Origin of the sequence: Pseudomonas sp. TWI628 (assembly GCF_039673865.1) — a bacterium.
In the GTDB taxonomy this organism is placed as follows: Bacteria; Pseudomonadota; Gammaproteobacteria; order Pseudomonadales; family Pseudomonadaceae; genus Aquipseudomonas.
Map to the genome: position 1 here is coordinate 1 of NZ_JBDJMM010000048.1, position 20,250 is coordinate 20,250.

Annotated in this window: 16 protein-coding genes; 11 read left to right on the forward strand and 5 right to left on the reverse strand. The window is 67.1% G+C overall.

Annotation, left to right across the window (positions count from 1 at the left end; translation table 11 throughout):
- Positions 1-146: 146 nt before the first annotated feature.
- On the reverse strand, positions 147-1,472 hold the full coding sequence (locus ABE528_RS26305; RefSeq protein ID WP_346654516.1) for an MFS transporter: 1,326 nt from the start codon (positions 1,470-1,472) through the stop codon (positions 147-149).
- A gap of 239 nt (positions 1,473-1,711) precedes the next feature.
- Between ABE528_RS26305 and ABE528_RS26310 the strand changes: the two genes are divergently transcribed.
- From ABE528_RS26310 to ABE528_RS26360, 11 genes are all read left to right on the forward strand, one after another.
- On the forward strand, positions 1,712-2,794 hold the full coding sequence (locus ABE528_RS26310) for an alkene reductase (protein WP_346654517.1): 1,083 nt from the start codon (positions 1,712-1,714) through the stop codon (positions 2,792-2,794).
- Positions 2,791-4,644 (forward strand): long-chain-acyl-CoA synthetase, encoded by a 1,854-nt coding sequence (locus tag ABE528_RS26315; protein WP_346654518.1) that lies wholly within the window; start codon positions 2,791-2,793, stop codon positions 4,642-4,644. The genes ABE528_RS26310 and ABE528_RS26315 overlap by 4 nt, the downstream gene beginning before the upstream one ends.
- On the forward strand, positions 4,637-5,791 hold the full coding sequence (locus tag ABE528_RS26320; protein ID WP_346654519.1) for an MBL fold metallo-hydrolase: 1,155 nt from the start codon (positions 4,637-4,639) through the stop codon (positions 5,789-5,791). The genes ABE528_RS26315 and ABE528_RS26320 overlap by 8 nt, the downstream gene beginning before the upstream one ends.
- Positions 5,769-7,436 carry a DUF1302 family protein gene (locus ABE528_RS26325; protein WP_346654520.1) on the forward strand — a complete coding sequence of 556 codons (1,668 nt, stop codon included), beginning with the start codon at positions 5,769-5,771 and terminating at the stop codon, positions 7,434-7,436. The genes ABE528_RS26320 and ABE528_RS26325 overlap by 23 nt, the downstream gene beginning before the upstream one ends.
- 49 nt (positions 7,437-7,485) lie before the next feature.
- On the forward strand, positions 7,486-8,697 hold the full coding sequence (locus tag ABE528_RS26330; RefSeq protein WP_152954377.1) for a thiolase family protein: 1,212 nt from the start codon (positions 7,486-7,488) through the stop codon (positions 8,695-8,697).
- A 5-nt stretch (positions 8,698-8,702) separates the two neighbouring features.
- The gene (locus tag ABE528_RS26335) at positions 8,703-9,647 is read left to right on the forward strand and encodes an OB-fold domain-containing protein (RefSeq protein ID WP_152954378.1); all 945 of its coding nucleotides are present in this window, start codon (positions 8,703-8,705) and stop codon (positions 9,645-9,647) included.
- A 309-nt stretch (positions 9,648-9,956) separates the two neighbouring features.
- The gene (locus tag ABE528_RS26340; RefSeq protein WP_346654521.1) at positions 9,957-10,925 is read left to right on the forward strand and encodes a YCF48-related protein; all 969 of its coding nucleotides are present in this window, start codon (positions 9,957-9,959) and stop codon (positions 10,923-10,925) included.
- 67 nt (positions 10,926-10,992) lie between these two features.
- Positions 10,993-13,338: an efflux RND transporter permease subunit gene (locus ABE528_RS26345; protein ID WP_346654530.1), complete on the forward strand. Its 2,346-nt coding sequence runs from the start codon at positions 10,993-10,995 to the stop codon at positions 13,336-13,338.
- Positions 13,339-13,462: 124 nt separating this feature from the next.
- A complete protein-coding gene (locus ABE528_RS26350; protein WP_346654522.1) occupies positions 13,463-14,692 on the forward strand; it encodes a helix-turn-helix transcriptional regulator in 1,230 nt (409 codons plus the stop codon).
- 93 nt (positions 14,693-14,785) lie between these two features.
- Positions 14,786-15,553 carry an SDR family oxidoreductase gene (locus ABE528_RS26355; RefSeq protein WP_346654523.1) on the forward strand — a complete coding sequence of 256 codons (768 nt, stop codon included), beginning with the start codon at positions 14,786-14,788 and terminating at the stop codon, positions 15,551-15,553.
- A 12-nt stretch (positions 15,554-15,565) separates the two neighbouring features.
- Positions 15,566-16,399 (forward strand): SDR family oxidoreductase, encoded by an 834-nt coding sequence (locus tag ABE528_RS26360; RefSeq protein ID WP_346654524.1) that lies wholly within the window; start codon positions 15,566-15,568, stop codon positions 16,397-16,399.
- A gap of 91 nt (positions 16,400-16,490) precedes the next feature.
- On the opposite strand, the gene dmpG is transcribed toward ABE528_RS26360, so the two are convergent.
- The 4 genes from dmpG to ABE528_RS26380 form a co-directional block, all read right to left on the reverse strand.
- Positions 16,491-17,513 (reverse strand): 4-hydroxy-2-oxovalerate aldolase, encoded by a 1,023-nt coding sequence (dmpG, locus tag ABE528_RS26365; RefSeq protein ID WP_346654525.1) that lies wholly within the window; start codon positions 17,511-17,513, stop codon positions 16,491-16,493.
- Between the two features lie 10 nt (positions 17,514-17,523).
- The gene (locus ABE528_RS26370) at positions 17,524-18,447 is read right to left on the reverse strand and encodes an acetaldehyde dehydrogenase (acetylating) (protein WP_152959207.1); all 924 of its coding nucleotides are present in this window, start codon (positions 18,445-18,447) and stop codon (positions 17,524-17,526) included.
- A gap of 21 nt (positions 18,448-18,468) precedes the next feature.
- Positions 18,469-19,260: a fumarylacetoacetate hydrolase family protein gene (locus ABE528_RS26375; RefSeq protein WP_152959206.1), complete on the reverse strand. Its 792-nt coding sequence runs from the start codon at positions 19,258-19,260 to the stop codon at positions 18,469-18,471.
- A 74-nt stretch (positions 19,261-19,334) separates the two neighbouring features.
- A complete protein-coding gene (locus tag ABE528_RS26380) occupies positions 19,335-20,108 on the reverse strand; it encodes a glucose 1-dehydrogenase (protein ID WP_346654526.1) in 774 nt (257 codons plus the stop codon).
- Positions 20,109-20,250: the final 142 nt, after the last annotated feature.

Below are 20,250 nucleotides of genomic sequence, written 5' to 3' on the forward strand. Positions count from 1 at the left end.
GCGATGGGCCGCATAGCGGCCCCACGATTTCAAGGTTTTTGCATAAATTTCCGGGGCCCCTTTGCGGCCCAACCCCGGCAACCGCGGCTCCCCCCACTACACCGTACGCCAGGAATATTGTGATAATCCTGTGGGAGCGCCAGCCCCTACACCGCCACCGCGCCAACCACCTTGCCGCTAGCCACCCCCTTGATCTGCGCCCGATACCGCGGCAAAGCCACTGCCAGAAACACCGCCGCCAGCACCAGCAACACCACCGAAGCCGCCAACGCATACCGCAGCGATTCCCCCTGCAAACTTGGCAGGAACAGGTCACTGAGCATCCCGATCAACAACGGCCCCAGGCCAACCCCCAGCAAGGTCATGGCCATGACGAAGATCGCCGTAGCCTGGGCCAGTCGAGTGGCCGGGAACAGGTGGGTAATCGCGCCCAGGCACGGCGTCGCCCACCACACCCCAAAGAAGCCAAACGCGCTATAGAACAGGAACGCCTGGGGCACCGGTGTGTCGCCAATGTAAAAGGCAGTCCCCTGCGGCCACAGGAAGTAGGCCAGGGCAAACGGAATGCTCAGCAGCGTGCCCAACAACGGCACGCCGATCTGCCAACCCACATCACGCCGGGCCAGCCTATCGGTGAGCATGCCGCACACCAGGGTGCCGATGGTCGACCCGCTGCCACCGATCACCCCCACCAGAAAACCCGCCTGCTGCATGTTCAGCCCGTGTGAGCGGATCAGGAAGCTCGGGCTCCAGGTGCCAATGGCATAGCCAGCGATGGCCGCTGCGCCACCGGTCAGCACCAGCCACAGGAACGACGGCATGCGCAGCAGCTCGCCCAGGGTCTGCAGCCAGCTTTCGGCCGGCGCGGCGCTGGCCTGCTGCAGCCGCAGGGGCTTGGGTGCGCGCACGGTCAGCAACAGCAACAGGCCGAGCAGGATGCCGGGCGCGCCGATCAGCAGGAACGCATAGCGCCAGCCATGCTGCTGGGCAATCCAGCCACCCAGGCCGAGGCCGACGATGGCGCCCAGGCTAGAACCGAGCATCAGCACCGCCAGGGCGGTGGAGCGGCGTTGCGGCGGGTACAGGTCGGAGACCATCGCCACCGACGGCGCAGTGCCGCCGGCTTCACCGATGGCCACGCCGATTCGCGCCAGCACCAGGGTGAAGAAGCTGCCGGCCATGCCACAGAGCATGGTCATCAGGCTCCAGGCCATGCAGCTGAAGGCAATCACCGGCTTGCGCCCGATGCGGTCCGACAGCCGCCCCAGGGGCAGGCCGAACACCGTGTAGAACACCGCGAAGGTGACCCCTGAAAGCAGCCCGATACCGGTGTCGGAGATGCCGAACTCGAGCTTGACCGGCTCGATCAGGATCGCCATCAGCTGGCGGTCGATGTAGTTGAAAACATAGATGCTGGCCAGCACCAGCAAGGCGTAGTGAGTACGCCAGGTCACGGGAGGGGATGGGTTCACAGCACAGCTCCACTTCTTGTTTTAGGTGCGCACGATGCTCGGCGCATGGCGGCGCGATTTCATCGTCTGTTCAGACCAGTTTCGCTGTTGGACCATGGCCTTGGCCAGCCTTGCAGCGGGCACTGCAGGACTAGTCTCGACGGACGATGTTTCGCACCTGGCCAGGGTGAATCATTCAGCTCATCTCCGGTGTCGCGCGCCCCTTGCGCACCGGCAACAAGAAGAGTGAAGGAGCTGAAATGAGCATCTTGTTCGAGCCTGTGCGGCTGGGTGACCTGCAGTTGGCCAACCGCATCGTCATGGCCCCGATGACCCGCAGCCGTGCCGACCGCCAAGGTGTGCCGGGCAGCGACATGGTCACCTACTACCGCCAGCGGGCCAGCGCCGGGCTGATCGTGGCCGAGGGCACCGCGCCTTCGGCCAGCGGCCTGGGCTACTGCCGCACCCCGGCCATCTACAGCGCCGAACAGGTCGCGGCCTGGCGCCAGGTGACCCGTGCCGTGCACGGCGAAGGGGGGCGCATCGTGCTGCAGCTGATGCACGTGGGGCGCGCTGCCAGCCACCATAACAAGCCGCTCGGCGCCGCCACGGTGGCGCCCTCGGCGATCCGTGCGCGCACCCAGCTGTTCAGCGACACAGCCGGCATGGTCGACGCCGAGATGCCCGAGGCATTGACCCTTGAGGGCATCGCCGAGGTGATCGACGACTATCGCCGCGCCGCGCTGAATGCCCGCGAGGCGGGCTTCGATGGCGTCGAACTGCATTGCACCAGCGGTTACCTTCCCATGCAGTTCATGGCTGCCGGTAGCAACCAGCGCGACGATGCCTACGGTGGCAATGCGCAGAACCGCGTGCGTTTTGCCAGGGAAGTGCTCGAAGCCATGGCGGGCGCCATCGGTGCGGGCCGGGTCGGCCTGCGCCTGTGCCCCGGCAACCCGTACAACGACATCGACGACCACGAGCCGGCCGTGACCAGTGCGGCGCTGTGTGCGGCAGTGGCGCCGTTGAACCTGGCGTACCTGCATGTCATGCGCTCGCCGGTACCGGGGCTCGATGCCTTCGCCCTGGCGCGCAGCAACAGCGCCCAGGCGTTGATCCTCAACGATGGCTTCGATGGTGCCTCGGCGCAGGCTGCGCTGGCGGCCGGCGAGGGCGCAGCGGTGTCCTTCGGCCGCCACTTCATCGGCAACCCGGACCTGGTCGAGCGCCTGCGCCACGGGCGGCCCCTGGCAGGCTTCGACCGCAAGACGTTGTACACCTCGGGGGCACGCGGCTACAGCGACTACCCCAGCTGGCAGGCCAGCACGGAGGTGGCGCAATGAACCTGCCTCAACAGTTGCACCTCCCGACCCAGCAGCCAGTCAGCCGCGCACAGACCCAAGCGTTGCTCGACCTGCGCAGCGCTGCCAGCGCGCAGATCAAGCCACGTGACCTTTACACCCTGGCCGACCGCCTGGAAGCCCAGGCCGATCGCCAAGGCGAACGGCCGTTCCTGATTTATGGCGAGCAGGTACTGAGCTACGCCGAAGTCGACCGCCTGGCCGACCAGATGGCCCATGCCTGCCTGGCCCGCGGCCTGCGCCCCGGTGACGTGTGCGCCCTGGCCATGGAGAACCGCCCGGCGTTCTTCGCCTGCTGGTTCGGCCTGGTCAAACTCGGCGTGGTGGTGGCGTTCATCAACACCCAGGTGGCCGGCAAGCCCTTGGTGCATGCGTTGCAGACCACCAACGCCAAGGCCCTGGTGGTCGGCGAGGAGTGCCTGGGCAACCTGCAGGCGACCGAAGGCTTGCCGCCGCTGCCGCTGTGGCTGGTCAATGACGCCGAACAGCCATGGGCGGGTGAGCTGCCAGCCGGAATCGACACCACGTTCGCCCAGGACCTCGCCGCCGTGCCGCGCAGCCGCTTCCCGCGGGCGCTGCGTGCGCCCATCGAGGCTCAGGCGCCGACCCTGCTGATCTTCACCTCGGGCACCACCGGCCTGCCGAAAGCGGCGCGCTACAGCCATATGCGCTGGATGTCCTCGGGCGATGTGATGGAAGTGACCTTGCAGGCCACAGCCGCCGATGTGTTCTATTGCTGCCTGCCGCTGTACCACGGCGCGGCCGCCACCTCGGTCACCTCCACAGCGCTGCGCGTGGGCGCGAGCATCGTGGTGCGGCGCAAGTTCAGCGTGCGCGAGTTCTGGCACGACGTGACGCGCCATCGCATCAGCGTGTTCCAGTACATCGGCGAAATCTGCCGCTACCTGCTCAACCGCCCGGTCCAGGCCGGGGAGCGCGAGCACAGCCTGCGCTGCATGCTCGGCGCCGGCCTGTCGGCGGAGGCCTGGCAACGCTGGGTCGAGCGGTTCGGCCCGCTACAGGTGTTCGAGGGCTGGGGCGCCACCGAAGCCAACACCAACCTGATCAACGTCGACAACTACCTCGGTTCCTGCGGCCGGGTGCCGGACTGGAACCGCACCAACCTGCGCCTGGTGCGCTATGACGTGGAGAACGAGTGCCACCCGCGCGACGAGAACGGCTTCTACCAGCTATGTGAAGTCGGCGAAGTGGGCGAGGCGATGGGCTTCATCGTCGACCACCCAGACATCGGCGGCGGCCGTTTCGAGGGCTATACCTGCGCTGCCGCCACCGAAAGCAAGATCCGCCGCGATGTGCTGCAGGCCGGCGATGCCTGGTGGAGCTCGGGCGACCTGCTGCGCGAGGATGCCGATGGCTACTGCTATTTCGTCGACCGCATTGGCGACACCTTCCGCTGGAAGAGCGAGAACGTCTCCACCCAGGAGGTGGCCGACGCCCTCGGCGACCTGCCGGGCCTTGAGCTGATCAACGTCTATGGCGTGCAGGTGCCGGAGCACGAGGGCAGGGCGGGCATGGCCGCGGTGCTGATGCAGCCCGGGGAAGTGTTCGACCCGCAGGCGTTCTACCAGCTGACCGAGGCACGCTTGCCGCGCTATGCCGCGCCGCTGTTCGTGCGGGTGAGTGCGGCAGCGGACCTGACCAGCACCTTCAAGTTGCGCAAGGTTGACCTGCAGCGCCAGGGCTACTGCCCGCAAGCCTGCGCCGACCCGCTGTTCATCCGCGACGAAAGCAGTGCCACTTACCAGCCTTATTCACTGGAGATGCTGGCCCAGGTTGGTTTGCCTGCATTCAGCGGTGGCCAGCATGGCTGAGCTCAACGCCGATGGGCACGAACTGGCCAGTGGCTTGCGCTACCCCTGGCCGCAGGCACAGGGCAGTGGCGAATGGCGCGAGGTGGCCGACGGCGTGTGGTGGCTGCGCATGCCGCTGCCGTACCGCCTCGACCACATCAACCTGTACCTGCTGCGCCATGGCGACGGCTGGGTGGTGGTGGACACCGGCATGAACACCGAGCAGACCCGTGCCGCCTGGGAGCAGGTGTTTGCCGGGCTGTTCGCCGGCCAGCCGGTACTGGCGGTGATCTGCACCCACTACCACTCCGACCATGCCGGCGTCGCCGCCTGGCTCGCCGAACGCTACCGCTGCCCGATCTACATGACCGCCAGCGAGTACCGCTCGCTGTACGTCACGGTGCCCGCGGGGCAGGCGCCGGGTTGGGACTTCCACGACTTCCATGCCAAGGCGGGTTTCAACGACGCGCAGATCGACGAGCTATACCGGTTGATCCAGAGCGGTCACTTCCGCCCGCTGCACTTCAACAGCTACCGGCGCCTGCGTGATGGCGACCGCCTGCCCATCGGCAATCGCCAGTGGCGCGTGGTGGTGGGGCGCGGCCATTCCCCCGAGCATGCCTGCCTGTATGCCGAGGATGGCAGCCTGCTGATCGCCGGCGACCAGGTGCTGCCACGCATCACCCCGACGGTGGGCGTGCATGCCACCGAACCCGAGGCCGACCCGCTGCGCGACTGGCTGGCCTCGCTCGAACACCTGCGCAGGCTGCCCGACAGCGTGCTGGTGCTGCCGGCCCACGAGCGGCCGTTCTACCACCTGCACGCGCGCCTGGACCAGTTGCAGGCGCATCACCAGGCCCAGCTGGCCAAGCTGCTGGCCAGCTGCGACGCGCCACGCAGCGCGCTCGAGCTGATGGCCGTGCTGTTCCCCAAGCTGTCAGGTCGTTTCGACGAACTGATGGCGCTTGGCGAAACGTTGGCCCATGCCAACTACCTCATGACCGAAGGGCTGCTGGTACGCGAGCTGTACCAGGCGCACTACCGCTACCGCCGTGGCACGCCGGGGCAACCCGCAGCCGCGCCCGGCCCGACGGCAACGTTGACCATTCCAGGCAGCCAGCCGGCTGCCCTTCAGGAGAGTCCGTGTGATCGACAAGAACAACAATAACGATACTGGCCTTGCCTGCCGCGGCTTGCCGCTGGCCGGCCTGACGGCGGCGATTGCCCTGGCATCGGCGTCGGCCTGGGCGGGGGATACCATCGAGTTCGACAATGGCGCCACCCTCGACTGGTCGGTGACCACCAGCTACGGCATCGGCGTGCGCCTGGCCAAGCCCAGCGACCGCCTGATGGGCGTCAACGCCGACGACGGCGACCGCAACTTCAACCAGGGCAGCCTGACCACCAACCGCCTGGGTGCACTGGGCGAGATGATCATGCGCATGGACAACTACGGCGCCGTGGTGCGCGCCAGTACCTTCTACGACGACGTCTACCACCGCAAGAACGACAACAACTCGCCGGCCACCGTCAACAAGACCGGCGACAACGACGAGTTCACCAGCGATGCCAAGTACTACAGCGGTGGCCGTACCCGCCTGCTGGATGCCTACGTGTTCGGTGGCTGGCGGTTCGACAACGACTCGATGCTCGACGTCAAGGCCGGGCGGCATATCGAGTCCTGGGGCGAGAGCCTGTACTACCCCGGGGTCAACGGCGTGCAGAACCCGTCAGACGCGGTCAAGGCCGCGCAACCCGGGGTCGAGGTCAAGGAAGTGCTGCTGCCGGTGGGCCAGGTGTCGGCCTCGTACCGCTTCAACCCGCAGTTCACCTTCGGCGCCTACATGCAGTACGAGTGGAAAGGCACCGAGCTGGCCCCGGTGGGCAGCTACCTGTCGGGCACCGATGTGATCGGCCCGGGCCGCGAGTTCCTCATCACGCCGACCGGCAATGTGCCGTACCGTGGCACCGACGAGCCTCGCGACAGTGGCCAGTGGGGCGTGCAGCTGCGCTACCGGCCGGTGCCGGCGCTGGAACTGTCGCTGTTCCACGTCAACTACCACGACAAGAACCCGGCCACCGCGCTGGTCGGCTACAGCCCGGTGCCGGTGGGTGGCGGCTTGTTCGCCTTCGCCGCCAACGGCTACCGGGTGAAGTACTTCGAAGACATCAAACTCACCGGTATCAGCGCCTCGACCAAGCTCGGCGAGACCCAGATCGGCGGCGAATGGTCGTACCGCGACGGCGCCCCGGTGATGGTCAACACCGGCCTCGGGCCGACTCCGGCGCGCGGCAAGGGCCAGCAGTTCCAGCTCTCGGCCATGCGCGTGCTGGGCGACCGGCCATGGGCCAGCCAGACCACCCTCACCGGCGAGATCATCCACGTCAAGGTCGACAGCGTCGACGCCACCTCCGCAGCCGGCAACCTGCAGGGCGTGGCGCTGCTGCCGAGCCTGGCACCTCTGGTAGCGGCGTCCGACAACTACACCTACAAGACCGCGACCGGCTGGCGCACGCGGGATGCCAGTGCCTACACCGTAGGTGCATCGTTCAGTTACCCGGGGGTGTTCCAGGGCTGGGACCTGGAGGTGCCGGTGCGCTTCTCCAACGTGTTCAGCGGCTCGACGCCCATGTCAGGGAGCATTTCCGGCGTGCAGGGTGACCGGCGCATCAGCGTGGGCACCACCTTCAAGTACCTGGGCAACCTGGAGGCCGCGCTGACCTATGTCGGCTACCTCGGCTCGCCCGACCCGATCAAGCGGCCATACGCCGACCGTGACTACGCCACCTTCTCGTTGAAATACACCTTCTGACCGATCACCTGACAACGCTGGCGCCTGCGCGCGCCGGCATGGAGGCACCATGGGGCTCAAAGGCCACGCAGCAATAGTCGGTACCGCGCAGTACAAGCCAGAGAAGTACGCCACGGCACCGAAGATGTTCCACCTCGAACAGGTCGCCGACCTGGCCGCCCAGGCCCTGCGCGATGCCGGCCTGCACGCCTCGGACCTGGACGGCCTGGTGATCAACGGGCCGCAGTTCCACGAAGCCTCGGTGTTCGTCCCGGCCATGGCCGCCGAATACCTCGGCCTGCGGCTGAACTTCGCCGAAGTGGTCGACCTGGGGGGATGTACCTCGGTCGGCATGGTCTGGCGCGCCGCTGCCGCCATCGAACTGGGCCTGTGCCAGGCGGTGCTGTGCGTGCTGCCGGCGCGCATGGCACCGTTGGGGCCGGACGAGGACCCAGGCTGGATGGCCCGAGCCATGCGCTTTGGCGGCCACAGCACGGCGTTCGGCGCCCCGGAAGCGGAGTTCGACCTGCCCTACGGGCACATGGGCCAGAACACCGGCTACGCGATGATCGCCCAGCGTTACGCCTCGCAGTTCGGCTACGACCCACGGGCCCTGGCGAAAATCGCCGTGGACCAGCGCACCAACGCCCAGGCCAATCCGCAGGCGATGTTCTACGGCCAGCCGCTGACCGTGGAGCAGGTGCTGGCCAGCCGTAGGGTCGCCGACCCGCTGCACGTGTTGGAGATCGTCATGCCGGTGGCCGGCGGCGCGGCGCTGATCATCACCAACAAGGAACTGGCAGCACGTGCGCGCAAACGCCCGGCGTACATCACAGGCTTTGGCGAGCACCTGGCGTTCAAGTCGCCGACCTACGCCGAGGACATGGTGCACACACCGATCGGCCCGGCCTCGCGCCGCGCCTTCGCCATGGCCGGGCTGAAGCCTGCCGATGTCGATGCCGCGCAGATCTACGACTGCTACACCATCACCGCCTTGCTGACCCTGGAAGACGCCGGTTTCTGCGGCAAGGGCGAGGGCATGGCGTTTGTCCGCGAACACGACCTGACCTGGCGCGGCGACTTCCCCATGAACACCCATGGCGGCCAGCTCAGCTTTGGCCAGGCCGGCTCGGCCGGCGGCATGTCCCAGGTCATCGAGGCGGTCACGCAGATCGCCGGGGCTGCGGGCGAACGCCAGTTGCAGCGCTGCGACAGCGTCTACGTCTCCGGTACCGGTGGCGTGATGAGCGAGCAGGGCGCATTGATTCTTCAGGGAGCATGACCATCATGTCGAACAACAAACCGATGCCCGTGGCGACCGAAATCTCCGCGCCGTTCTGGGAAGGGCTCAAGGCCCGTCGCCTGCTGGTGCAGCAGTGTGGCGCCTGTGCCCAGTGGCTGTTCTACCCGCGCCGGCACTGCCCGGCCTGCCTGGCGCCGGACCCGGCGTGGCGTGAGGTGAGCGGCCAGGCGACGCTGTACAGCTACACCTTGACGCGCATTCCGACCCTGCCGGATTTCATCGATGAAATGCCGCAGAAGCTGGCGGTGGTGGAGCTGGCCGAAGGGGTGCGGGTCAACACCACCCTGGTGGGCCTGGAGGAAGAGCAGATCCGCATTGGCATGCCGTTGCAGCCGGTGTTTGCCGAGGTCGATGGCAAGGGTACCCGGCTGCTGCGCTTCACTGGCCTTGCGCAGGACGCCACAGCGCTGGAAGCACCGCCGCTGGTCGAGGCGGTAGCGCCTGCCGAGGCGCCGGATAGCCGCTTGCAGGTCGACTGCCAGGACCAGGCCGCGCTGCAGGCCCTGGTCAGCGAGCAGTACAGCGACTGGAGCAACAGCCTGCTGGTGGACCAGGCACTGATCGATGCCTTTGCCGAGCTTTCGGGTGACGACTACTGGATCCACACCGACCCTGAGCGGGCCCGGCGCAGCAGCCCGTTCGGCGGCACCATCGCCCACGGCGCGCTGGTGCAGGTGCTGCAGTCGCGGCTGAAGCTGGCGCTGGGCTTCGAGATCACCGGCTTTACCACGCAGATCAACTACGGCTCCGACCGCTTGCGCTTCCCCGCGCCGGTGCCGGCCGGCTCACGCATTCATGCCAGGGCCCGGGTCAAGGCGGTCGAGTTGAACCAGCGCGGTACGCAGCTGACGCTGGAGATCAACACCCATGTGGTTGGCCAGGAGCGGCCTTCGGTGATCAACGACCTGGTGATCCTCTACCAGCGTTGATGCTTGGATGGCTTCAAGGCACGCGCTGTACCTGTGGGAGCCGCGCTTGCCGGCGATGGGCTGCGAAGCGGCCCCACGATTTCAAGGTTGTTGCATAAATTGCCGGGGCCGCTTCACGGCCCATCGCCGGCAAGCGCGGCTCCCACAAGGTACAGCGCACGGCTGGAGATTCCGACAAACCTTAAGCCATTTGGACGATGTTTCCCGACCGCCCCCGACCGACTATCCCCCATGCCCCCCGCCGGACAAGAACAAGAGGAACGGCTCCATGGCTGCGTTGTACCTGCCCCTCGATCAGGAGCCATGCCCATGCGCTCGGTGATCGGCTACCTGGTCTGCCTGTTCGTCGGCCTGACCATCGTCTTTACCTTCCTGCCCCGCCCCGAAGCTGCTCCCGCCGCCGACCCCCTGCGTGCCGACCGGGTGCAGGTCAACGCGTTGCTCGACCTCGACACCCGCGTGCTGGCCGTGGGCGAGCGCGGCAGCATCCTGTTCAGCGACGACCAGGGCGCCAGCTGGCAGCCGGCGCTGGTCGAGCCGCAACGCGAGGTCGCCCTGACCGCCCTGGTAGCCCTCGACCGCCAGCGCCTGCTTGCGGTCGGCCATGACGGCTGGATCCTGCGCTCCGACGATGCTGGCCAGCATTGGCACGAGGTACGCCACGACGACCAGCTCGGCGAGCCGCTGCTGGGCGTGTGGGCGGCCGGTGCCGAGCGGGTGCTGGCGTACGGCAGCTTCGGCAAGTTCTACCAGTCCATTGATGCCGGGGCGACCTGGCAGCCATTGGCACTGAACATCGACAGCGCCCATCTCAACGGCATGGACGGTGGCGACGACGGCCGGCGCATGCTGGTCGGCGAGCAGGGCCTGGTGCTGCGCAGCCACGATGGCGGCGGGCAGTGGCAGGCGCTGCCGGCGTTCTACAGCGGCTCGCTGTTCGGCATCGTGCGCCTGAGCGGTAACGACTGGGTGGCCTACGGCATGCGCGGGCATGTGTTCGTCAGCCACGACTTCGGCGAGCACTGGCGCCAGCTGGAGGTCGGCAACGCGCTGCCGCTGTACGGCCACACCCGCCTGCCGGGCGGTGGCCTGCTGATCGTCGGTGCCGGCGGCTCGCTGGTGCGCCTGGACGGGCGTGGCGAACTGGCCAGCGCTACGCGCCTGGCCGGGCACGGCACGCTGACCTCGGCGGTAATGGTGGGTTCACGGCTGCTGCTGGGCGGTGAGCAAGGGGTTTTCGACGCTAGCGCGGGCAACCTCGCCACGCTGGGCAAATAAGAGGCAAACCATGAAAAGAGCAGACACCCGAACCGTGCGCTGTGTCGAGGCCACTGCCCAGGCGCTGATGAAGGGGCGCAAAGGCCTGCTGTTGCTGTTCGTGCTGTTGACCCTGGGCCTGGGCTACAGCGCAACCCACACCCAGCTGGACCCGGGCTTCAACAAGCAGATCCCGGTGCGCCACGACTACATGGTCAACTTCCTGCGTTTCAGCCAGTACTTCACCGGCGCCAACCGCTTCCTGGTCAGCGTGCGCTGGAAGGGCGAGGGCGACCTGTACAACGCGCAATTTCTCGACACCTTGCGCAAGGTCACCGATGACGTGTTCTTCATTTCCGGGGTCAACCGCGCCAGTGTCACTTCGCTGTTCACCGCCAACGTGCGCTACATCGAAATCACCGAGGCAGGCTTCTACGGCGACGTGGTGGTGCCGCCACGCTTCAATGGCAGCGCCGCCGACCTGGCCCAGGTGCGCAGCAACGCCGCGGCCTCCGGGCAGATTGGCCGGCTGATCGCCAACGACCTGAAGTCGGCAATGGTGCGTGCCGACCTGCAGGACATCGACCCGCAGACCGGCAAGGCGGTGGACTATGTCGAGGTCGCCAAACGGCTTGAGGCGTTGCGCCAGAAATACGCCAGCGACGACATCGAGATCAGCGTGGTGGGCTTTGCCAAGCTGGTCGGCGATGTGGTGGAAGGCCTGAACACGGTAATCGGCTTCTTCGTCATCGCCTTTGTCATCACCGCGCTGCTGCTGTGGCTGTACGCCCGTTCCTGGCGCCTGACCCTGGTGGCGCTGGTGGTGGCGCTGCTGCCGGTGGTGTGGCTGCTGGGCTTGTTGCCGCTGCTGGGGCTGGGCATCGACCCGATGTCGATCCTGGTGCCGTTCCTGATCTTCTCCATCGGCGTGTCCCATGCGGTGCAGATGACCAATGCCTGGAAGCAGGACGTGGTGGCCGGGGCCAGCGCCCGGCAGGCGGCGCATTCGGCGTTCTGCAAGATTTTCATCCCCGGTTCGCTGGCCTTGCTGATGAACGCCCTGGGCTTTGCCGTGATCATGCTGATCGACATCCCCATCGTGCATGAGCTGGGGGTCACCGCCTGCATCGGGGTGATGCTGATGATCATCACCAACAAGCTGATGCTGCCGATCATCCTCTCCTGGCTGCGCCTGGAGCCTGCCACGCTGCTGCGGGCCCAGGCCCGCGAGGCCGGGCGCCATCGCCTGTGGTGGCGGCTGTCGTCGCTGGCCGAACCGGGCCCGGCGCTGGTGGTGTTCGCCGTGAGCCTGGCGCTGCTGGTGGGCGGCGCCTGGAAGGCCCGCGAGCTGGCGGTGGGTGATATCGGCGCCGGGGCGCCGGAGCTGCGCGGCGACTCACGCTACAACCAGGACAATGCGCGGATCATCGGCAGTTACTCGATCGGCCTGGATGTGCTGTCGGTGTTCGTCGAGGTCAAGGGCGTCGAGGAAGGCTGCCTGTCGCCAGAGGTGATGCGCGCGGTCGAGGCCTTCGACTTCCGCATGCGTGCAGTCAGTGGCGTGCAGTCGGTGCAGAGCGTGGCCGGCATGGGCAAGCGGGTGATCGCTGGCAACAACGAAGGCAACCCGCGCTGGGCGGCCATCCCCGGCTCGGCCCGTGGCCTGAGCCAGGGTGCGCGGGCCTACATGCCGGATGACGGGCTGGTCACCGAAGGCTGCCAGCAGATGCAGATCCTGGTGTTTCTCGCCGACCACGAGGGCGCCACCATCAGCCATGCCATTGGCGAAGCGCGGCGGATCATCGCCGATGTACACACGCCAAAGGTCGACTTCCTGCTGGCCGGTGGCAACGTCGGGGTCATGGCGGCCTCCAACGAGGCGGTCAAGCGCGCCGAAGTGACCATGCTGGCGGCGCTGTTCGGCTCGGTGGCGCTGTTCTGCTGGCTGACCTTCTTGTCGCTGCGGGCGGTGCTGTGCATCCTCGTGCCCCTGGCCATCGTCGCCATCCTGTGCAACGCGCTGATGGCCATGCTCGGTATCGGCCTGAAAGTCGCCACCTTGCCGGTGATGGCCCTGGGTGTCGGGGTCGGGGTGGACTACGGCATCTACCTGTACGAGCGCATCCAGCACGAGATGGCTACTGGCGCGGACCTGCGCGAAGCATTCTACCGGGCCATGTGCCAGCGCGGCACCGCAGCGGTGTTCACCGCCCTGACCATGTCGATCGGCGTGTGTACCTGGGCGTTCGCGCCATTGAAGTTCCAGGCCGACATGGGCGTGCTGCTGTCGTTCATGTTCCTGGTCAATGTGCTGGGGGCGATATTCCTGCTCCCGGCGCTGGCGGCCTGGTTCAACCGGGGGCGACCGCTGGTCGCCCGGCAGGCGGCGCCAAGGCCAGTGCTGGCGGGCCAAAGCACAGGAGACATTGGCTGATACGAAATAAACCCTGGCGCCCCTATTGTCGGCGCCAGGGCGGCCAGCGAGACTGGGCCGCGGACACATCGCCAAATAAAAATAAGAAGGGGAGGCCAATGCCTGCCCGAGCGAGGAGAAGACTGTGGAAAAAGCTGTCTTGACCCATGATGCGCTGGCCAGACTCGGCTGCGACCTGGCAACGTTCGATCGCCTGGTCGGTGAAGTCTACGAAGGCGCCCTCGACCCCAAGCTGATGGCCCACGCGCTGACCAGCTTTCGCACCCTGTACGCCGCCAACTACGCCACCCTGATCCTGCGCGTGCCAGACCAGCCGGACATGGGTGTGATGATCATCTCCGGCGACATCGATGGCGCCGGTGACGTCACCTACATGACCTACCCGCAAACCAACACACCCTTTACCAACCTGCCGCCGGACCAGGTGTTCACGGTCGACGATGTGATGACTTCGGCCGAGTGGGAGCGCAGCGCCTACTTCAAGATGTTCTGCAGCCAGCAGGACGTGTTCCACGTGATGGGCGCCGACATTTCCACGCCCGATGGCGGCAAGCTGCGTTTTCGTATCACCCGCTCCAGGCGCGAGCCGAATTTCTCGGCCGATGAGCGTGCCCTGTGCGGCATGTTCCTGCCGCACCTGCGCCGGGCCCTGCAGATGCACAACCTGCTCGACCGCAGCGAATCGCTCAGCGAGCTCTATTCCCAGGCCATCAGCCGCCTGTCGGTGGCCACCCTGGTGCTGGACGAGAGCGGCAGCGTGCTGCGGGTCAACCCGGTGGCCCAGGAGATCCTCGCCAGCGCCGACGGCCTGAAGCTGGTGGGCGGGCGCCTGGAGGCGACCTACCCGAGCGACAACCGCGAGCTGCAGCGGCTGATTCGCGCAGCGTTTTCCGCGGATGCGCCCAAGGGCGCCGAAGCGATGTCGGTGACCCGCCCCTCGGGCCTGGTCAACCTCGGCCTGGTGGTCGAGTCGATCCCCTCGCTGGACTGGGCCGACGAGCGCGGCAAGCCGGCGGCGCTGGTGTACATCCGTGATGCGGCGAGCAAATCGCTGGCCAGCGAGGTGGTGACCAAGCAACTGTTCAACCTGACCCGCGCCGAGACCGCGCTGGCCATGGAGCTGGCCAACGGCCTGTCGCTGGAGGAAGCCGCCGAAGAGTTGAACATCCGCCGCAACACCGCACGGGCGCACTTGCGCTCGATCTTCTCCAAGACCGGCGTGCGCCGGCAGACCGAGCTGGTGCGCATCCTGCTCAACAGCGTGGTCGCCCTCGGCAAGCCCAAGGTGGCACTGAAGGCGCCCGAGCGCCTCAAGGTGCCGCTGCCGCAACTGGCCGTGGCCCGCCGTGCCTGAGGCGCGGCCAGGGCGCCAGCCGTAGTCCGCAAGGACGATGCTGGCGCCCTGGCCTTGTGCCGATACTGCACCGACCTATCCTGGAGATCGATCATGTCTGTTACAGCTATCAGTGGCAGTGCCTCGGGCATTGGTGCCGCCGTTGCCGCGGCGTTGCGCGCGGCGGGCCACGAAGTCATCGGCATCGACCGCACCGATGCCGAGGTGGTGGCCGACCTTTCTACTGCGCAAGGGCGTGCGGCGGCCATTGCGCAGGTGCTCGAACGCAGCGGCGGGGTGCTCGATGGCCTGGTCTGTTGCGCCGGGGTTGGCGTGACCGCACCGTCCTGCGGGTTGATCCTGGCGGTCAACTACTTTGGCGTGAGCCAGTTGCTCGAAGGTTTGCAGGGCGCCCTGGCACGCGGGCGCAACCCGGCGGCGCTGGTGATCGGCTCGGTGGCCGCCACCCATCCAGGTGCCGACCAGCAGACCATGACCAGCGCCATGCTCGACGGCGACGAAGCGCGGGCACTGGGCCTGGCCAATGGCCTGGGCCAGCTGCATGTGGCCTACGCCTGTTCCAAATATGCCATCACCCACCATGCCCGGCGCCTGGCCTCGGCCTGGGGCCAGCGTGGCATGCGCCTGAACGTGGTGGCGCCGGGCGCGGTACAGACCCCATTGCACCAGGCGTCGCTGGATGATGCGCGCTTTGGCAAGGCGGTGCGTGAGTTCGTCGCGCCGCTGGGGCGTGCCGGGCGCCCTGAGGAAATCGCCACGCTGGTGGCGTTCCTGCAGTCCGAGCAGGCACAGTTCATCCATGGCAGCGTGGTGTTCATTGATGGCGGCATGGACGCGATGGTGCGTGCGCCGCGTTTCTGACAAGGATCCCTTATGAATAAAGTGGCTTTCATTACCGGTGCCAGCCGTGGCATCGGCCGGGCGGCGGCGCTGGCGTTTGCCCGTGCCGGTTACGACGTGGCGATCAGTGCACGCACGCTGGAGGAGGGCGAGCAGCATCAGCACGCCCTGCGCGATGCCGCGGGTGCGCCGCTATCCGGCAGCCTCAATGGCACCGCCGAGGCGGTCCGGGCGCTGGGTGCTCGTGCCCTGGTGGTACCGATGGACCTGCTCGACAGCGCCACGGCCGAGCAGGCCTGTGCGGCGGTGCTGGCCGAGTTCGGGCGTATCGATGTGTTGGTGAACAATGCCATCTACCAGGGCAGCGACCTCAATTCGACCTTCCTGGCGTTGCAGCCAGACACCCTGGAGCGGATGTTCAAGGGCTACATCCTCACGCCCTTGCTGCTGACCCAGGCCGTGGTGCAACGCATGTTGGGGCAGGGTGGCGGGGTGGTGATCAATGTCACCTCCGGCGCAGGCGAGAGCGACCCACCGGTGGCGGCGGACAAAGGCGGCTGGGGCTATGCCTACGGCGCTGGCAAGGCGGCGGTGTCGCGGCTGTCGGGCATTTTGTCGACCGAGCTGGGCGAGCGGGGGATTCGTGCCTATACCCTTAACCCTGGGGTGGTGACCACCGAGGCGTTGAAGGTGACCATTGGTGAGCAGGGGGTGATTGCCTTGCGTGCTGGCAGCGCACCGCCCGAGGTGCCAGCGGCGGTGATGTTGTGGCTGGCGACTGACCCGCAGGCGACGCAGTACCAGCGGCGGACGGTGGCGGCGCAGGGTTTGGCCTTGGAGCATGGGATCGTCGCCGACTGGCGGTGATTGTGGTATGCGCGGGGTGTGCGCTTGAGATTTGCAGTGGTGCGGAAATCGAGCGCCGCCACAACTCTCAAGCCAACCCCCCGCGCACCCCTCAGGCCCGGCGCTTGGCCAGGGTCATCGCGGTATCTTCGATCATGTCCTCCTGCCCGCCAACCATCCCGCGCCGGCCCATTTCCACCAGGATCTCCCGCGCCGAAATCCCATACTTCTGCTCGGCCCGCTTGGCAAACAGCAGGAACGAGCCATACACCCCGGCATAGCCCATGGTCAGTGCATCGCGGTCACTGCGAATCGGGAAGTCCATGATCGGCACCACCAGGTCCTCGGCCACGTCCTGGATGGCGAACACGTCCACTCCGGTCTCGATCCCCATGCGCTTGCACACCGCCACCAGCACCTCCATCGGCGTATTGCCGGCACCGGCGCCCAACCCTGCGCAGGCCGCGTCGATACGGCTGGCGCCCGCGGCAATCGCGGCAATCGAGTTGGCCACGCCCATCGACAGGTTGTGGTGGCCATGGAAGCCGATCTCGGTCTCCGGGCGCAGCGCGGTACGCATCGCCGCCACCCGCTCGCTGACCTGGTGCGGCAGCAGGTAGCCCGCCGAATCGGTCAGGTAGATACAGTTGGCGCCGTAGCTTTCCATCAGCTTGCCCTGGGTAGCCAGGCCTTCGGGGCTGTTCATGTGCGCCATCATCAAAAAGCCCACGGTGTCCATGCCCAGGTGCCGGGCATGGGCGATGTGCTGTTCGCTGACATCGGCTTCGGTGCAGTGGGTGGCCACCCGCAGGGTACTCACGCCCAGGCCGTGGGCCATCTTCAGGTGCTCCACCGTGCCGATGCCCGGCAGCAGCAGCGCCGAGACCTTGGCCTGCTTCATCAGCGGGATCACCGCCGACAGGTAGGCCTCGTCACTGTGCGCGGGGAAGCCGTAGTTGACCGAGCTGCCACCCAGGCCATCGCCGTGGGTCACCTCGATCAGCGGCACCCCGGCGGCATCCAGGCCGCAGGCGATGCGCTGCATCTCATCGAGGCTGATCTGGTGGCGCTTGGGGTGCATGCCGTCGCGCAGGCACATGTCATGTACGGTAATGCGTTTGCCGTTGAGGTCCATGGTCGGCTCCTTAGGCCAGGGCAGTGGGGGCAGGGCGCAGCAGCAGCTCGCCCTTGAGGATTGCTTCGGCGTACAACTCGGCAGTACGCGCCGCTGCCGCCGTCATGATGTCGAGGTTGCCGGCGTAGCGCGGCAGGTAGTCGCCCAGGCCCTCCACCTCCATGAAGATCGACACGCGCTTGCCGTCGAACACCGGGCCGTTGACCAGCCGGTAGCCCGGCACGTAGCGCTGCACCTGTTCGATCATCGCCTCGATCGCGGCGCGGATCGCCGGCTGGTCCGGCTCGTCGTCGGTCAGGCAGTGCACGGTGTCGCGCATGATCAGCGGCGGCTCGGCCGGGTTGATGATGATGATCGCCTTGCCCTGCCGGGCGCCGCCCACCTGCTCCACGGCACTGGCGGTGGTGCGGGTGAATTCGTCGATGTTCTTGCGCGTGCCCGGGCCCACCGATTTCGACGCTGCAGTGGCGATGATCTCGGCATAGGCCACCGGCTGCACGCTCGATACCGCCGCCACCAGCGGGATGGTCGCCTGGCCGCCGCAGGTGACCATGTTGACGTTCATCACCCCCAGCCCGAGGTTGGCCTTGAGGTTGACCGGCGGCACGCAGTAGGGGCCGATGGCCGCTGGCGTGAGGTCGATCATCAGCACGCCCAGGGCGTTGAGCTTCTGGCTGTTTTGCGCATGCACGTAGGCCGAGGTGGCATCGAAGGCGATCTGGATGTTGTCATCCAGTACGTGCGGCAACAGGCCGTCGACGCCGTCGGCGGTGGTTTTCAGGCCCAGTTCGCGGGCCCGCGCCAGGCCTTCGGAGCTGGCATCGATGCCCACCATCCAGACCGGCTCCAGCACTTCGCTGCGCTTGAGTTTGTACAGCAGGTCGGTGCCGATATTGCCCGGCCCGATCAACGCACATCGGATTTTCTTGCTCATGTTCAACGCTCCACGCAAGGGTCAGGGCACGAAGCGCAGGCTGGACTGGCCCAACCCGCTCATGCTCAGGCTGATACGGTCGCCGGCAGTCACCGGCACCAGTGGCGCCAGGGCGCCGGAAAGAATGATTTCGCCACGGCGGAACGGGATGCCCAGCTCGCCCAGGGTGTTGGCCAGCCAGGCCACCGCCGCGCAGGGGTGGCCCTGGACCGCCGAGCCCAGGCCGCTGCCGGCCGGCTCGCCGTTCTTCAGCAGCTGCATCTGCACCTTGGCCAGGTCCAGCGTGCGCGGGTCGAGGCGTTGCGTGCCGAGGGCGAACACGCCGCACGAGGCGTTGTCGGCCACGGTGTCCTGGATGCGGATCTGCCAGTTGTCGATGCGCGAATCGACGATCTCGAAGCACGGCATCACCCACTGCGTGGCGGCCAGCACGTCCTCGGCAGTAATGCCCGGGCCGTGCAGGTCTTCGCCGAGGATGAAGGCTATTTCGCCTTCGGCGCGCGGCTGGATCAGCTGGTGCCGGGCCAGGCTGACCTCGCTGCCATCCTCGACCTGCATGGCGTCGGTGAGAAAGCCGAAGTCCGGCTGGTGCACGTCGAGCATTTCCTGCACGGCGCGGCTGGTCACGCCGATCTTCTTGCCGACCACGCGCTCGCCCAGGGCTTCGCGACGCTGCAGGAAGGCCAGCGAGATGCGGTAGGCCTGGTCGAGGGTCAGTTCCGGGTAGCGGCGGGTCAGCGGTTGCAAGGTATGGCGGCCGCGCAGGGCGGCGAACAGCTCGTTGCCGAGTGCGGTGATCAGATGGGCGTCCATGGCTGGAGTCTCACTGTCAGGAATAAAAAAAGCCGGCCCGAGCAAAAGGTTGGCCGGCTTGAGAAAACGGCAGGTCAGCCGACCCAGACGCTGGCGTCGGCACCACCGTCGACGTCGATGATCTTGCCGGTGACCCAGGCCGACGCCGGCGAGGCCAGGTACAGCGCGGCGGCGGCGATGTCTTCGGGGCTGCCCAGGCACTTGAGCGGGGTGTTGGCCGCCATGGCCTGGCGCATGGCCGCCGGCATCACGCTGTTCAGCGCGGCGGTGAGGGTCGGGCCGGGGGCCACCGCGTTGACCCGCACCTGCGGCGCGAAGTCCTGGGCCAGCAGGCGGGTCAGGTGGCTGAGGGCCGCCTTGGCCGTGCCGTAGGCACTGAAGTGGCGCTGCGAGTAGCGCGCCGCCACCGAGCTTATGTTGACGATGTTGCCGCCGCCGGCGTCGCGCATCAGCGGCACGCACAGCTGGCAGAACGCGTAGGCGCTGGACACGTTGAAGCGCAGGATCTCGTCGAACTGCTCCGGGCTCAGCCCCAGTGGGTCGTTGGGGCCACCGCCGCCGACATTGTTGACCAGGTGGGTGATGCGCCCGAGGTGCTCGTGGCTCTGGCGCACCAGCGCCTGGCGCTGCTCGGCGTCGTTGACATCGCAGGCGAAGGCCAGGCCGTTGCGGCCCAGGGCGCGCACTTCCTCGGCCACCGCCTGCACATCGTCCAGCGAACGGGCAGCGCACACCACGTCGGCGCCCGCTTCGGCATAGGCCAGGGCGATGGCCCGGCCGATACCACGGCCGCTGCCGGTGACGATGGCCACGCCGCCGTCGATTCGGAATCGCTGCAGGATGCTCATGACGGTCTCTCCTTCTCAGGGCTGTCGATGGCAGCGACTATGGTCACGCCGGCGGCCACCGGCATCGTCTCAACGGACTAGCGCCCAGGGCGCGCCAGCACTAGTCCGCTTTGACGATGATCGATTGCCTGGGCGCCCCGAT

What these genes read in the sequence shown, in the direction of transcription:
- ABE528_RS26310 (WP_346654517.1), top strand. Translation starts at nt 1,712, where the DNA reads ATGAGCATCTTGTTCGAGCCTGTGCGGCTGGGTGACCTGCAGTTGGCC.
- ABE528_RS26315 (WP_346654518.1), top strand. Translation starts at nt 2,791, where the DNA reads ATGAACCTGCCTCAACAGTTGCACCTCCCGACCCAGCAGCCAGTCAGC.
- ABE528_RS26320 (WP_346654519.1), top strand. Translation starts at nt 4,637, where the DNA reads ATGGCTGAGCTCAACGCCGATGGGCACGAACTGGCCAGTGGCTTGCGC.
- ABE528_RS26330 (WP_152954377.1), top strand. Translation starts at nt 7,486, where the DNA reads ATGGGGCTCAAAGGCCACGCAGCAATAGTCGGTACCGCGCAGTACAAG.
- ABE528_RS26335 (WP_152954378.1), top strand. Translation starts at nt 8,703, where the DNA reads ATGTCGAACAACAAACCGATGCCCGTGGCGACCGAAATCTCCGCGCCG.
- ABE528_RS26340 (WP_346654521.1), top strand. Translation starts at nt 9,957, where the DNA reads ATGCGCTCGGTGATCGGCTACCTGGTCTGCCTGTTCGTCGGCCTGACC.
- ABE528_RS26345 (WP_346654530.1), top strand. Translation starts at nt 10,993, where the DNA reads ATGAAGGGGCGCAAAGGCCTGCTGTTGCTGTTCGTGCTGTTGACCCTG.
- ABE528_RS26355 (WP_346654523.1), top strand. Translation starts at nt 14,786, where the DNA reads ATGTCTGTTACAGCTATCAGTGGCAGTGCCTCGGGCATTGGTGCCGCC.
- ABE528_RS26360 (WP_346654524.1), top strand. Translation starts at nt 15,566, where the DNA reads ATGAATAAAGTGGCTTTCATTACCGGTGCCAGCCGTGGCATCGGCCGG.
- dmpG (WP_346654525.1), bottom strand. Translation starts at nt 17,513, where the DNA reads ATGGACCTCAACGGCAAACGCATTACCGTACATGACATGTGCCTGCGC.
- ABE528_RS26370 (WP_152959207.1), bottom strand. Translation starts at nt 18,447, where the DNA reads ATGAGCAAGAAAATCCGATGTGCGTTGATCGGGCCGGGCAATATCGGC.
- ABE528_RS26375 (WP_152959206.1), bottom strand. Translation starts at nt 19,260, where the DNA reads ATGGACGCCCATCTGATCACCGCACTCGGCAACGAGCTGTTCGCCGCC.
- ABE528_RS26380 (WP_346654526.1), bottom strand. Translation starts at nt 20,108, where the DNA reads ATGAGCATCCTGCAGCGATTCCGAATCGACGGCGGCGTGGCCATCGTC.